The organism is Micromonospora sp. WMMC250, from assembly GCF_027460215.1.
Lineage (GTDB): Bacteria > Actinomycetota > Actinomycetes > Mycobacteriales > Micromonosporaceae > Micromonospora > Micromonospora taraxaci.
Window position 1 is genome coordinate 7,145,599 of record NZ_JAPZBJ010000002.1, and the last position, 14,505, is coordinate 7,160,103.

Sequence of the window (14,505 nt, forward strand, 5' to 3'; positions counted from 1 at the left end):
CGCCGTGTCACTTGCCGGTGATCTCCTTGACGCCATCGGCGTACGGTTTGGCGATCGTGTCGAGAACCTGGTCGGGCGACCTGGAGCCGTTGATCAGGCCTTGGAAGCCGGAGACCAGCACGTCGTAGTAGCCGGGGACCGGCCAGTCCGGGTAGAAGGCGAGCCCGTCGGACTTGCTGACCGTGTTGAAGTCCTCGATCAGCTTGCGGTCCTTGGGGTCGGTGATCTTCGAGGCGTCGGCGGCGACCGGCACGCCACCGTTGTTGCCGATCAGGTCCTGGATCTCCGGACGCATGGTGATGTCGATGAAGTCGTACGCCAGGCTCTTGGCCTTGCTGTTCTCCGGGACGACCCAGAGGTTGCCGGAGGAACCGGCGTTCAGGGTGTTGCCGGGGAAGAGGAAGGTGTCCCAGTTGGCCTTCATCTCGGTCTTGAAGCGGCCGTACCACCAACTGCCCGAGACGATCATCGGAACCTTGCCGGCGATGAAGGCGGTGCCCATGTCCTCGGCCTTGAGGCTGGCCGAGTCCTTGGCGACGTAGCCCTTCCTCACCCACTCGGCGAAGGTCTCCGCGCCGTACCTCAGCGGGTCGGCCTTGAAGTCGACAGGGTTCTTGTAGAGCTGGTAGTTGTCCACGAACTGCCGGTCGCCCTTGGCGAGGGCGAGCTGGTAGAACAGCTGCCCGGCCGGGTACTCGGCGCCGGCCATGCCCAGCGGGGTGACGCCCTTGCCGACGAACGTGTCCATCGCCGCGGTCATCTCGGCCATGCTGGTCGGCACCGCGACGCCGTTGCTCTGGAACAGGTCCTTGTTGTAGTAGACGGTGACGTACTCGCCGTAGTTCGGCACACCGAACCACTTGCCCGAACCCATCACGCCCTTGTCGCTGTAACGGGCGGTGGTCTGGAGGCTGGGGCTGAGCTTGTCGGCCCAGCCGCGCTTGTCGGCCTCGGCGCTCAGGTCGGTGAGCAGCCCCTGCGAGGAGAGCAGACCGGCCGTCGCGTTGCCCTTGTTGTACTCCATGATGTCCGGGCCCTCGGACGAGTTTATGATCATGCCCGCGTTCTGCTGGATCTGCTCGAACGCCTTGCGCTCGAAGCGCACCTCGACGCCCTGATGCTCGGACTTGAAGATCTCGATCGCCCGGTCCCAGCCGACCCCCATCGCGCTGTTCTCGCTCTCGTAGTGCCAGAGCTTGAGGACCTTGGCATCGCTGTCGTCCGCGTTGTCACCACCACCGCACGCGGCCACGGTGGTCGTCGCGGTCGCCGCCAGGGCGAGCGCGGCGACGAGCCGGTGGAATCGCTGCATTAGCATCCTCCTCGTTGAGTATCTAGCCGGTACTTCACGAGGCCCGTCGTCGCGTTGCAGCGCGGCGGCGGGCCGTTTACTGATCAGCCCCCACGGGTCGGCGGCTTCGGGGCGGGGCGGTCGACCCCCGGACCTCCAACGCGCACGGCAGCAGTTGCTGGTGGCCTGCGACGGCGGAGCCGTCCGGGCGGCTTGCGACGGCGGAGCCGTCCGGATGGCGCTCGACGGCAGGGCCGTCCAGGTGGCGTACCAGCGCCTCGATCGCGATCCGACCGAGCGCCGACCCCGGTGACGACATCGCGGTCAGCGCCGGGGTGGCCAGTTCGGCGACCTGCGGCGAGGTGACCATCGAGACGACCGAGACGTCGCCCGGCACCGACAGGCCACGGCCGGTCAGCTCACCGAGGATGCCGAAGATCGCGGTCTCGTTCATGGCCAGCACGGCGGTCAGGTCCGGTGCCTGCGCGAACGCGGCCGCCAGCGCGGCCCGCCCGCCCGCCGCGCTGTCCTCGGCCGCGATCATCACCGGGTCGAGGCCGTGCCCGGTCATCGCCGCGACAAAGGCGTCCCGGGTACGCAACGCGGGCCCGTAACCACTGGCCAGCGTGGCAGCCGAGTGGTTGACGTAGACGATCCGCCGGTGACCCAGGCCGACCAGGTGTGCGACCGCCTCCCGCACGGTCTGGTCGAAGTCGATGTCGACGTAGGAGAGGCTGCTGGTGTCGGCGGTACGGCCGATCAGCACCAGCGGCACACCGGTTTCCTGAAGCACTGTGACCCGCTCGTCGGCCAGCTGGACCTCCATCAGCACGACACCGTCGAGCATCCGCTGACTGGCCAGCCGGCGCAGGTCGTCGAGATCGCCGCCGCCGACCGGCGAGAGCACCAGGTGGTAGCCGGCCGAGCTGGCCGCCGCGGCGGCACCGGTGACGAAAGCGGTCTCGGTGGCGCCGAGCCCGCGCTCGTCCATCGGCATCAGCAGGCCCAGGATGCGGCTGCGTCGGCTGGCCAGGCCGCGGGCCATCGCGTTGGGCTGGTAGTCGAGCTGGGCCATCGCGGCGAGCACCTTGTTGCGGGTGGCCTGCGAGATCGGCCGGGTGCCGGTGAGCACGTACGAGACGGTGCTGACCGAGACCTGCGCGAGGCGGGCGACGTCGTGCATGGTGGCCACCCGAGCACCTCCTCCGGCCAGTCGTGGGATCGCTCCCGCAGCGGTGTCGAAGCGTTTCGACAGGACGCTAGGCCACCCGTTACGAAGACGTCAATGGTCGATGTCGAGAAGATTGCGGGGCACCGAGGACCGTGCCCTCAGGGCGGGCCGAGTACCTCACGCGCTGGGCGCTCAGGCGGCGGGAACGCTGAGGTGGCATCCGCTGCGCAGACGCGTATCGCGCATTCCACGCATTCCCCACCGGTCCGACTTCGGTGCAAGTCCAAGATCGTGGCGTGGCGTGGCGCGGGGTCAGGTCAGGTCGAAGAGGGTGGCGGCGTTGCCCCAGCAGACCGCGCGCAGCCAGTCGTCGCCCAGGTCCAGTCGCGCCAGGCCGGTCAGCTGGTCGGCGTACGGGTAGGGGATGTTGGGGAAGTCGCTGCCCAGCAGCACCTTGCCGGCCAGCCCCAACTCGCGCAACCGGGGCCGTTCATCGGTGGGGAAGGGAACGAGCTGCTCGAAGAACGGGGTGAGAGCCATCGTGGTGTCCAACCGAACCCGTTCGTACGTCTCGGCGAGGTCCAGGAAGGCCCGGTAGTCCGGTGCGCCGAGGTGTGCGATCACCACGTTCAGCCGGGGGTGGCGGGCGAGCAGCGCGGCGAACGGGTCCGGGCCGGTGTGCGCGGTCCCGACCGGGGCGTGGCCGGCGTGCACCACGACCGGTACGCCCGCGTCGGACAGCGTCCCCCACACCTGGTCCAGCGCGGGGTCGGTGGGCGAGAAGTTGCCGACCTGAAGGTGCACCTTGAACAGTCGTGCGCCGTCGTTCAGTGCCGCCTCCACGTACGCGGGGGCGTCCGGCTCGGGGAAGAAGGTGGCCGAGGGTAGGCAGCCCGGGGTCGTCCGGGCGAAGTCCAACGTCCACCGGTTCAGGTCTGCCGCCATGGCCGGCCGGTGCGCGTACACCAACGCGCTGAAGGCGCGGACCCCGAGGCGGTGCAGGTGCGCGACCCGATCGGCGTCGCTCCACCGGTAGCGGATCGGCCACTCGGTGCCGACCAGCGGCCCGGCGGCGTCGAAGTACTCCCAGATGCGGCGTAGCAGGCGAGGCGGCAGGAAGTGCACGTGCACGTCGGCGAGACCGGGCAGGCCGAGCGCGCGCCAGAACTCCGGCACGCGTGCGTCCTCGGCCGGTGGCAGCTTCGCTGCCGGGTCGGTCATATCTCGATGTCGAACCGGCTCAGCACCGACGGCGCGACCAGGCCGAGGGTCGCGAGCGCCGAGATGACGGTCAGTGCGATGCGCATCCCGACGACCTCGGCCTTGCTGCCGACCCGCAGGGCGATCTTGTTCGGCAGACCGATCATCGTCCACATGCGCCGCTTGATCGGGATCGGCCAGAGGATCGGCACCCCGGCCCGGGTGATCATGTCGCCGAGGATGTGCACGAAGCAGCCGACCCCCAGCGCCGTACCGATCAGCGGATAGCCCCGACCACCGGGGAGGTTGGCGAAGGTGAACCAGGCCGCCCCGGCGGAGGCGAGGGTGATGATGACCCAGCCGGCGCGTTCGGCCCACTCGTCGAACAGCCCACGCAGCGCGAGGCCGAACATGAAGAACAGGATGGTGATGACGGCCCACTTGCCGTACGCGGCGCAGAGCGCTGTGGTGCCCCAACCGACCAGCACGGTGAACGGCAGCGTGTGGGTCAGTGTGCGGTGCCCGTTGTTGCGGCGGGGGTCCTTGCTGAGCTTCGTGGCGTAGTAGACCCCGAGCGAGATCTTCTCCATCACCTCGGCGGCGAAGAGCGAGAAGACCCCGAAGGTGCGGGCGACGGTGGCCCCACCCTGGTTCTTGGTCACCTTGCCCGACATGTCGAGGTCGGGAAAGAGAGCGCCACCGGCGCACACCGCGGTGCCCACCGCCAGCGCAAGCGGCGACTGGTGGTAGTCGGCGAACTGCTGCAACGCCCAGGACCCGGCCAACCACACCGCCGCGCCGGACAGCGCGTGCTGCGGACCCATCATCTCGGCTCACCCTCCCCAGGGATCTTGAGCGCCCAAAACTACGCCACTGTAGTCAGCGGGGGCGTCGCAGGGGCATCACCCGGAAGGTCCACATCGGACGCTGTCAGAGGGCGGGGGTGAAGCTCTGCCGGATCATCGGCAAGTATGCCGCGTTGACCTGCCAGTCGAACTCTTTTGTCAACCACGAGACGGTGTAGGAGCGTTCGGCCGAGGTGTTGGCCAGCAACCGGGAGCTGTGCACCTGCTCGCCGGCGGCGTTCTCCCAGCCGCATTCCCACACGGCGGCGCCCTCGAAGATGTCCATCGCGGAGATGTCCACCTTGCGGTAGGCGGGCAGCAGCCCGTCACCGGTGGTGAGCCGCGTTTCCTCGGCCTTCCAGTACGCCACCGGGTCGGCCCGCGCCGGTCCGGGCTCGACACTGAGCACCCGAGCCCCGCCCGGTTCCCGGAAGCAGGTCACCGACCCCTCGGTCCAGCGCGCCCAGCCGATCGGTGCGGCGATCCGGAAGCCGGTCGGATCGTCGTGCCAGGTCCAGCCTTCGCGCAGCCGGTACCGGGCCTCGACGGGCGGCGCGACCGACGCCACCGGAGTCGAGGCGGGCGGTGACGGCGTTGGTGTGGAGCAGGCGAAGGCGGCCGGTCGGGGGGTCGACACGCCTCCGCCGGAGCCGGACGGTGGCGTCCGTGCGTCGTGGCGGTTGACCAGGGCAACCGCGACGCCTCCGGCGACGAGCAGAGCCGTGGCGGCGCCTCCCAGGGCGAGCAGCCGCCGCCGCGACCGGCGGAGACGACTCGTCGGCGGCGTCGCCGACGGCGTCGGAGGGTCGGGGTAGCCGGCGACGTCCACCGGTGCGGGAGCGCGGCCACGACCCGCCCTGCGTACCGCCGCCACCGCCGAGGACAGGGGCGGACCGGTGGGCTCGTCGTTCTGTGCCGCCGCGTGGTGCAGCAGGGATTCCGCCTCCGCCGCGGTCAACCGCCGCCACGGGTCGCGCTGGAGGAGGCCGACGAGGACGGGACCCAGCGCTCCGGCCCGCCGCATCGGGTCCGGTGGCTCGGTGGCCAGCGCGCTGAGCGTCGCCATCGCGCTCGACCGGGCGTACGGTGACTGCCCCTCGACCGTGGCGTAGAGCGTCGCGCCCAGCGACCACAGGTCGGTGCGCTGATCCGACACCCCTTCGCGGGCCCGCTCGGGTGCGACGAACTGCGGTGAGCCGAGCACCGTGCCCGGCCCGGTCATCGCCCCCTCGCCACCGTCGAAGGTGGCCAGCCCGAAGTCGGTGAGCACCACCCGACCGTCGTCGGCCACCAGCACGTTGTGCGGTTTCACGTCGCGGTGCAGCACCCCGGCCGCGTGGGCGGCCCGCAGCGCGGCGAGCACCGCCAGCCCGATCCGGGCGGTGCGCTGCGGGCTCAACGGCCCCTCGGCGCTGATGATCTGCTGCACCGACCGGGACGGCACGTACTCCATCACGATCCAGGGGCTCTCCCGGTCGTGCACGACGTCGTAGATGCGGACCACGTTGGGGTGGTTGAGCCGAGCCGCGGTACGGGCCTCCCGCAGGGTCCGCAGCCGTAACTCCTCGCGTTCGGATTCGGCCAGCCAGGACGGTGGCACGATCTCCTTCACCGCCACGTCGCGATGCAGCATCTCGTCGCGCGCAAGCCACACCCGGCCCATCCCGCCGGTGCCGACCAGGTCGAGCAGCCGGTACCGACCCGCGATCAGCAACTGCTGCACGGTCGCTCCCCCTCGGTCACCCCGAGTTACACGATAGCCACCGTGGCGGCATTTCTCATCCGCTGAGCGGCCTCGATCCACGCCGGACGGTGGTCCGGATCATGACCATACGGTGCAGGTCAGGGGGGTGGTCGGAAACTATTTCGGACGTGTTCCCAGTCGGGCGCGCCCCCGGCCCAGTCGTCGTCGTGGGTGATCCAGCCGAGGGTCCAGCGCCCGGCCCCGATCACCTGGTGCCGAGCGTGCAGCCACAGCCCACCGAAGGGGGCCGTCCAGCGGCACTCCCACTGCGCGCCGTCGTCGGTCGCGGCGAGCCGGATCTCGTCGTACTGCGGAAGTGCCCCGGCTGAGACGGCCGCGTCGCGGGCAGCGCGCAGCTGGACGAGCGCGTCGGCGCCGTCGTCCCCGGCGACGCTGAAGGCCCGGCCGGTCGCCGGGTCCTGGAAGCAGCTCACCTCACCGTCGCGGGAGTGGTACCAGGTCGCCGGCACGGAGACCCGGAAGCCACTGCTGTCGGCGTACCAGATCCAGCCGGGCGGAGGTCGGAACCGTTCGCCCGAGGTCGGCGTGCCGGCCCGTACCGGCGTACCGGCGATATGCGGGCGGACACACGCGAACGGCGGCGGAGGGACGTCCCGGCCACCGGGCGGCGGGCCGGGTCGGTCGGGGCCGGGCCCGGGGCCGCCTGGTCCGCCACCGTCGAACGGACCGTTCTGCGGCTGCGGGGAGGACCGGCTCCCGGTGTCGGCGGGCTCGTCGTCGGTGAGGGCCAGCGTGGTGCCGACGCCGGCCGCGACGGCCACCAGCAGCGCTACGGCGACCAACGCCAGCCGGCGGATGGTGCGCCCCCCACCCGCCCGCTCCGGTGTCGGCGCGGTGGTGGTCGGGTCGCTCGGGCGGCGACCCGGGTCGGGCAGCGGCACTGTCGGGTCCTGCTCGTCACCACCCTGGACGACGGCGGGCACCCCCACCAGGCCCGGTGCGGAGGCCGGCCGGTCCGACACCGGCGGTTGGTCGGACACCGGCGGCGGTTCGGGGCGGCCGGTCGCCGCGGCGGTGAGCAGCCGGCGGGCCGCGTCGTGGTCGAGGCGGTCGCGTGGGTCGCGGCGCAGCAACCCGTCGAGCACCGGCGCGAGCTGCCCGGCGTGCGGAGCCGGGTCCGGAGGTCCGGCGGCCAGCGCGCTCAGCGTGGCCATCGCGGTGCTGCGGGCGTACGGGGAGCGACCCTCCACCGCGGCGTGCAGGGTCGCCCCGAGGGACCACAGGTCGGCGGCGACCGTGGACACCCCCTCGGCGGCTCGCTCGGGGGCGACGTACTGCGGGGACCCGAAGACCATGCCGGGGCGGGTCAGCACGCCGTCGCCGCCGTCGAAGGTGGCCAACCCGAAGTCGGTGAGCATCACCCGCCCGTCGTGTGCCACGAGCACGTTCTGCGGTTTGATGTCGCGGTGCAGCACCCCTGCGGTGTGCGCGGCGTGCAGCGCGTCGAGCACCGCCAGGCCGATCCGAGCCGCCCGGGCCGGCTGCAACGGCCCCTCGGCGTCGAGCACGTCCTGCAGGGTGCGCGACGGGACGTACTCCATCACGATCCACGGGCTGCCCTCGACCGGGACGACGTCGTAGAGCCGGACCACGGCGGGGTGGTTGAGCCGGGCGGCGGCGCGTGCCTCCCGCAGGGTGCGCGAGCGCAGCTCGTCCCGTTCGTGGTCGGCCAGCCAACTCGGGGGGACGATCTCCTTGACCGCGACCTGGCGGTGCAGCATCTCGTCGTGGGCGCGCCACACCCGACCCATGCCCCCGCGGCCGACCAGGTCGAGCAGCCGGTACCGACCAGCGATCAGCACCTGCGCACGCTCCTCCTCAGCCGCTGTCCGGGCTACACCCTAACCAGCGGATCGGAAGCTACCTATAGCTCGTCCGACGTATCTCAGCACGCGGCGGGGTCGAGGCGGGCGAGCAGATTGCCCTCCGGGATGGCGATCCGGGAGCTCCCGCCCGCCAGTCGGGCGGCGGCCCGGCGGGCCTGTAGTGGGCCGTGTTCGCGTCGGGCGGCGGTGTAACTCGCGGCGGTACGGGCGGCGATGCTGGCCCAGCCGTACCGCTGGCCGACCATGGTGCGGGCCCTTCGCGCCACCCGCCGGGCGAAGACCTCGTCACCGAGCAGTTGGCCGACCGCGCCGGCGAGCGCGTCCGGGTCGCTGTGCGGGAACGTCACACCGGTGACGCCGGGCTCGACGATCTCGGCGAGCCCGCCGGTGCGGGCCACCGCGAGCGGTGCGCCGGCGGCCGCCGCCTCCAGCGCCACCATGCCGAACGGCTCGTAGAGGCTGGGCACCACCGTCGCGTCGGTGGCCCCGAGCATCGCCGGCAGCTGGGTGGAGTCGAGGAAACCGGTGAACCGCACCGTCGAGCTGAGCGCCAGTCGTCGGGCCTCGGCCTCCAACTCGGCGCGGTACGGGCCGTCCCCGGCGATCACCACGCGCAGCCCCGGGTGTTCCTTACGAAGTCGGGGCACCGCGTGCATCAGGTGCTGGACGCCCTTCTCGTAGACCAGTCGCCCGGCGTACCCCACCAGAGGGCCGTCCCCGGCGAACCGCGCGCGGGCCGACGCGACCGCCCGTGGTCGCGCCCGCCAGGCCCGGTCGTCCACCCCGTTGGGCACCACGTCGACCTGCGTCGCCGGTACGTCGAACAGCGTGCTGACCTGCTCGCGCATGTATCCCGAGCAGGCGATCACCCGGATGGAGGCGCCGCTGAGCCAGTGCTCGACGCCGTGGATGGTGCGGTTCATCTCCTCCGGCAGCCAGCCCTGGTGCCGGCCCGCCTCGGTGGCGTGCATGGTGGTGACCAGGGGCAGGTCCAGGTGCTCGGCCAGGGTGACGGCGGTGTGGGCGACGAGCCAGTCGTGGGCGTGGATGACGTCGTACGAGCCGGCCTCGGTGGCGCGCAGCGCGGCACGGGTGAGGGTGTGGTTGAACGCCATCGTCCACGCCAGCAGGCTGCTGGTGGCGAGGGGGAAGGTCACCGGGTCCTCGGGGGCGCGCAGGATGCGCACGCCGTCGGCGTACTCCTCCAGGGGTGCGCCCTCGGAGTGGCGGGTGACGACGGTGACCTCGTGGCCGGCGGCGGCGAGGGCGACGGAGAGGGCGTGCACGTGGCGGCCGAGGCCGCCGACGAGCACCGGCGGGTACTCCCAGGAGAGCATCAGCACCCGCAGTTGCCGGGCGGGGTGGATGTCGATCACGTGGGCGTCGGGTGACATGCGGCCCCCTTTGAGTTGTCCCCGGGCGCGCGCCGACCGACACCGGAGCCGGTGTCGCCGTCGCGTCTGGATCGGGGCCAATCCTGCCGGGATCGAGATAACCAGCGGAGACACTGCCGTTGCGGTCGTGTAAAGCGCTACTGGCTCTTTCGGCGCACCCGCAGCAGCTCGGCCACCGACCACGCCTGGAAGGGGCAGCCGGTCGCGGCGTGCGGCGCGAGGCCGTCGGCCGTCTCGCTCACCGAGCCTAGCCCATATTCGGTCAGATGCGCCTCGATACCGACGAACACGTCATCGACCGACATCTTGCCCTTGCGGCACGCGTCCACGTACGGCCCGAGCAGCCACGGCCAGACCGTGCCCTGGTGGTAGCCGCCGTCGCGCTCGGCGGGGCCACCCCGGTGCCGGCCCACGAACTCGGCCGCGTCGGGGGCGAGACTGCGCGGCCCGAGCGGCGTGAGCAACCCGTCGCCGATACGCCGCAACGTGGTCTCGTCCGGGTCCATCGGCGCGTACGGCAGCGACCAGGCCAGCAGCTGGTTGGGGCGCAGCGCGTCGTCGTCGTGCAGGGCGGCTCCGCCCAGCGGGTACGCGGGAGCGGGTGCGTCCAGCACGTCGTGCAGCCAGCCGGTCGGCGCGGGGTAGCGCTCCCGGAACGAGGCGGTGGCCTGCCCGTGCCGTCGCCACAGCTCGTCCGCGTTGCGCCCGGCCAGCTCGGTCAGCTCCGCGAGCCCGGCCAACCCGTTGATCCACAACGCGTTGACCTCCACTGGCTTGCCGGTACGAGGGGTGACCGGCACCCCGTACACCCGGGCGTCCATCCAGGTCAGCGCGGTGCCGGGGGCGCCCTGGCTGAGCAGCCCGTCGGCCGGGTCGACGGTGATCCCATAGCGGGTGCCGGCCACGTGGGCGTCGACCACCTGACCCAACGCGGGCAGCAGCTCGTCACCCAGGTCGGTGTCACCCGTGACGGTGACGTGCCGACTCACCGCGTGCAGGAACCACAGCGTGCCGTCGACGGTGTTGTACTCCACCCGACCGGTGTCGGCCGTGTTGGCGAGCATCCCCTCGGACAGCGTGGCCGCGTACGCCCGCAGCAGCTCACGGCCCTCGTCGGCGCGACCCGTGCAGAGGAACAACCCCTCGTAGGAGATCATCGTGTCCCGCGACCAGGCGCCGAACCACGGGTAGCCGGCCACCACGTCGACGGCCCGCCCGCCGGGGCGCACCACGAACGCGTCAGCGGCCAGGGTGAGCGTCGCCTCGACCGGGTCGGCCGGCTTCGCCGCCGCCACCACCTGCCGGTTGCGCCGTCGGGCCGTTTCCACGATCTCGGTGGCCGGCGGCGGCTCCTCGTCGAGTCGACCGGCCCACGCCCGCACCGACACCGTGTCGCCGGGGCGTTCCAGTTCGCCGACGAACCGCCCCGCGTACCACAGGTCCTCGTCCGGGTTCAGGCCCCGATTGGCCTCCTCACGGTGGTGTACGCCCAGCCACCACTGCCCCTCGGGCGCCCAGCCCGGCCCGGACAGCCGGTACGCGCCCTCCACCACCGCTCCGTCGGCCACCGCCTCGACCTGGGGAACCGGGCCGTCGGCCCGCCGTTCGCCGTGCGCGTCACGCCAGGTGCAGGCGGCCGACAGCTCCAGCCGGACGGGCCCGCCGGCGACCAGCCGGTGCACCACCGACACGCAGGAGCGGCCGGGCAGCATGGCGACCTCCCGCTCGATCACCACCGCGCCGATCCGCCACCGCCACCGGGGCAGGCCGTCGACCAGGTCGAAGCGCTCCAGCAACTCGAAGCCACGCGGGTCCACGTCGCCGGAGGACCACTCGTGCGCGCCGAGCCGCACCCGCGCGCCGGACGGCAGCGTGACCGCCGGGTCGAGGCTGACCAGTCCCACCTGGCGGGACGCCGGCGTTTCGCCGGGAACGACCAGCAAGCCGTGGTACCGGCGCGTCCGGAGCCCGCCGACAGTGCCCATCGCGTATCCGCCGAGGCCGTCCGGGACCAGCCACTCCCGGCTCGCGGAGCTGGTCAGATCGCCGCAGACCTGGGGGCCGAAACGCATGTCGATCAACTTTCCTCCACTTGCGGCGAGGTGTAACACGCCACGACGAGAATGGCCGCTGTGGTCAAGCACCCCGGCGACGTCAAAGATGTGCACGTGATCACTGACGGATCGTCCTCCGACGCCTCGCCACCCGACGCTGAGCGGCTCCGGCTCGCCCAGGCCGACTCGGGGGAGCAGGACTGGCGTGCATGGGGTCCCTATCTGTCCGAACGGGCGTGGGGGACGGTACGGGAGGACTACAGCGAGCACGGTACGGCCTGGGACTACTTCCCGCACGACCACGCGCGGTCCAGAGCCTACCGGTGGAATGAAGACGGAATGGCCGGCGTCTGCGACGACCGACAGACCTTCGCGTTCGCCCTCGCGCTCTGGAACGGCAAGGACCCGATCCTCAAGGAGCGGATGTTCGGCCTCGGCGGCGACGGCGGCAACCACGGCGAGGACGCCAAGGAGTACTGGTGGTATCTCGACAGCACCCCGACGCACTCCTGGATGCGCTGGCGCTACCACTACCCCCAGGCCGCCTTCCCGTACGACGAACTCGTCGCGGTGAACGCGTTGCGCGGCCGCGACGACACCGAGTACGAGCTGGTGGACACCGGGATCTTCGACGAGGACCGGTACTGGGCGGTGACCGTCGACTACGCCAAGGCGTCCCCGACCGACATCTGCATGGTGGTGACCGTCGCCAACCGGGGTGACGAGGCGGCGACCCTGCACGTGCTGCCCACCCTGTGGTTCCGTAACACCTGGGCATGGGGGTTGCCCGGCGGCGACCGGATTCCCCGGATCACCGGTCAGGGCACCCGGCTCGTCGGCGAACACCGGGTGCTCGGCCAGCTGCTGCTCGAAGGCGACGGGGGCCCGGTGCCGCTGCTCTGCGACAACGACACCAACGCCGAACGTCTCTGGGGCCTACCCGGCCGCTCGAAATATCCCAAGGACGGCATCAACGACCACGTCGTCAACGGCGCGGCCACTGTCAACCCCGACCGGGAGGGCACCAAGGGCGCGCTGCACTACGTGCTCGACGTGCCCGCCGGCGGGCAGCGTCAGATCCGGCTGCGGCTGACCCGCACCGCGTCACCCCCGGCCGCCGCGCCGCCGCCCCCGGCCGACCTCAGCGCCGGATTCGAGGCCGTGGTGTGGGCGCGGCGGGCCGAGGCGAACAGGTTCTTCGCCGGGATCATCCCGCCGGCCGCCACCCCCGACGAGGCGCTGGTGGCACGGCAGGCCATCGCCGGGCTGATGTGGGGCAAGCAGTTCTACCACTTCGACGTCAAGCGCTGGCTCGAAGGAGACCCCGGCTCCACCCCGCCGGCCGGCCGCCGACACGGGCGCAACAGCGCCTGGTGGCACATGACCAGCTTCGACGTCATCTCGATGCCCGACCCCTGGGAATACCCGTGGTACGCGGCCTGGGACCTGGCCTTCCACTGCGTGAGCATCGCCCGGGTCGACCCCGGCTTCGCCAAGGACCAACTGCTGCTCCTGCTGCGCGAGTGGTACCTGCACCCCAACGGGCAGATCCCGGCGTACGAGTGGGCGTTCGGTGACGTGAACCCGCCCGTGCACGCGTGGGCGGCGCTGAAGGTGTTCGAGATCGACGGCGGGCGGGACTACGAGTTCCTGGCCCGGGTGATGCACAAGCTGCTGCTCAACTTCACCTGGTGGGTCAACCGCAAGGACACCGGCGGCAACAACGTCTTCGAGGGCGGCTTCCTCGGGCTGGACAACGTCGGGCCGTTCGACCGTTCGGCGGCGCTGCCGGTGGCCGGTGTGCTGGAGCAGTCCGACGGCACCGGCTGGATGGGCATGTACGCGCTGAACATGCTCGACATGGCCATCGTGCTCGCCGAACACGACCGGACCTGGGTGGACACCGCCACCAAGTTCTTCGAGCACTTCGCGTACATCGCCGCCGCCGCGTACGAGCAGGGGCTGTGGGACGACGAGGACGCGTTCTTCTACGACGTGCTGCGCCTCGCCGACGGTACGAAGGTGCCGCTGAAGGTCCGCTCGGTCGTCGGGCTGCTGCCGCTGGCCGCCACCACCCGGCTCACCGCGAAGACCCTGCACCGTCTGCCGGAGCTGGGCGCGCGGTTGCGCTGGTTCCTCACCAACCGCCCGGAGTACGCCCAGGTGATCGGCACCCGCCGGCTGGGCCCCGACGGCCGGCAGCAACGGCTGCTGTCCATGGTCGGCCCGGAGCAGGTGGTCCGGCTCCTCGCCCGGATGCTCGACCCCGACGAGTTCCTCTCCGACTTCGGCCTGCGTACGCTCTCCCGCGCGCACCTGGACAAACCGTTCTCGGTCACCCTCGGCGGGCAGGAGTTCTCCGTCGGCTACGAGCCGGCCGAGTCGACGAGCGGTCTGTTCGGCGGCAACTCGAACTGGCGCGGTCCGATCTGGATGCCGACGAACTTCCTGCTGATCAGCGCGCTCCGCGACTACGCGGCGTTCTTCGGCGACGACCTCCAGGTGGAGTACCCGACCCGCTCCGGCGTGAAGCGCACCCTGGACGAGATCGCCGACGACCTCTCCACCCGGCTGATCTCGCTGTTCACCCAGGACGACTGGGGTCGACGGCCGATCTACGGCGCCGCGCAGATGTTCCAGACCCAACCGGACTGGCGCGACCTGATCGCCTTCCCCGAGTACTTCCACGGCGACAACGGGGCCGGCCTGGGCGCCTGGCACCAGACCGGCTGGACGGCCCTGGTGGCCGACCTGATCCTCACGTTGCGCCGCTAAGGTCGCGCGCTTCGCCCCGCGTGGGCTTCGCCCCGACCAAGATCCGCGCAACATCGGTGATGGTGCTGCCTCCGGCGTCCGTGAGACAGCACCATCACCGAAAGTGCGCGGATCTTGCCGGCGGGGAGCGGCATGATCGCGCTCGATCCTTGTTGTAGTGGTGTGGACCGGAGCAGGAGGCCAC

At 71.5% G+C, this 14,505-nt stretch carries 9 protein-coding genes; 1 reads left to right on the forward strand and 8 read right to left on the reverse strand.

All coding sequences use genetic code 11. The annotated features are described in order from the left end of the window. Positions 1-7 precede the first annotated feature (7 nt). From O3438_RS32525 to O3438_RS32560, 8 genes are all read right to left on the reverse strand, one after another. On the reverse strand, positions 8-1,312 hold the full coding sequence (locus tag O3438_RS32525) for an ABC transporter substrate-binding protein (RefSeq protein ID WP_269683292.1): 1,305 nt from the start codon (positions 1,310-1,312) through the stop codon (positions 8-10). A 76-nt stretch (positions 1,313-1,388) separates the two neighbouring features. Then, positions 1,389-2,474 carry a LacI family DNA-binding transcriptional regulator gene (locus O3438_RS32530; RefSeq protein ID WP_269683836.1) on the reverse strand — a complete coding sequence of 362 codons (1,086 nt, stop codon included), beginning with the start codon at positions 2,472-2,474 and terminating at the stop codon, positions 1,389-1,391. Positions 2,475-2,774: 300 nt separating this feature from the next. Further along, entirely contained in the window at positions 2,775-3,683 is a 909-nt protein-coding gene (locus O3438_RS32535; RefSeq protein ID WP_269683293.1) for an amidohydrolase family protein, read from the reverse strand. Further along, a complete protein-coding gene (locus tag O3438_RS32540) occupies positions 3,680-4,489 on the reverse strand; it encodes a metal-dependent hydrolase (RefSeq protein ID WP_269683294.1) in 810 nt (269 codons plus the stop codon). The genes O3438_RS32535 and O3438_RS32540 overlap by 4 nt, the downstream gene beginning before the upstream one ends. A gap of 103 nt (positions 4,490-4,592) precedes the next feature. Continuing rightward, positions 4,593-6,230 (reverse strand): serine/threonine-protein kinase, encoded by a 1,638-nt coding sequence (locus tag O3438_RS32545; protein WP_269683295.1) that lies wholly within the window; start codon positions 6,228-6,230, stop codon positions 4,593-4,595. A gap of 119 nt (positions 6,231-6,349) precedes the next feature. Next, a complete protein-coding gene (locus O3438_RS32550) occupies positions 6,350-8,074 on the reverse strand; it encodes a serine/threonine-protein kinase (protein ID WP_269683296.1) in 1,725 nt (574 codons plus the stop codon). An 83-nt stretch (positions 8,075-8,157) separates the two neighbouring features. Beyond that, positions 8,158-9,492: a glycosyltransferase family 4 protein gene (locus tag O3438_RS32555; protein WP_269683297.1), complete on the reverse strand. Its 1,335-nt coding sequence runs from the start codon at positions 9,490-9,492 to the stop codon at positions 8,158-8,160. Between the two features lie 137 nt (positions 9,493-9,629). Further along, the gene (locus O3438_RS32560; protein WP_269683298.1) at positions 9,630-11,573 is read right to left on the reverse strand and encodes an amylo-alpha-1,6-glucosidase; all 1,944 of its coding nucleotides are present in this window, start codon (positions 11,571-11,573) and stop codon (positions 9,630-9,632) included. A gap of 42 nt (positions 11,574-11,615) precedes the next feature. Here O3438_RS32560 and O3438_RS32565 point away from each other — a divergent pair, with 42 nt between their 5' ends. Beyond that, positions 11,616-14,321 carry an MGH1-like glycoside hydrolase domain-containing protein gene (locus tag O3438_RS32565; RefSeq protein ID WP_269683299.1) on the forward strand — a complete coding sequence of 902 codons (2,706 nt, stop codon included), beginning with the start codon at positions 11,616-11,618 and terminating at the stop codon, positions 14,319-14,321. Positions 14,322-14,505 lie beyond the last annotated feature (184 nt).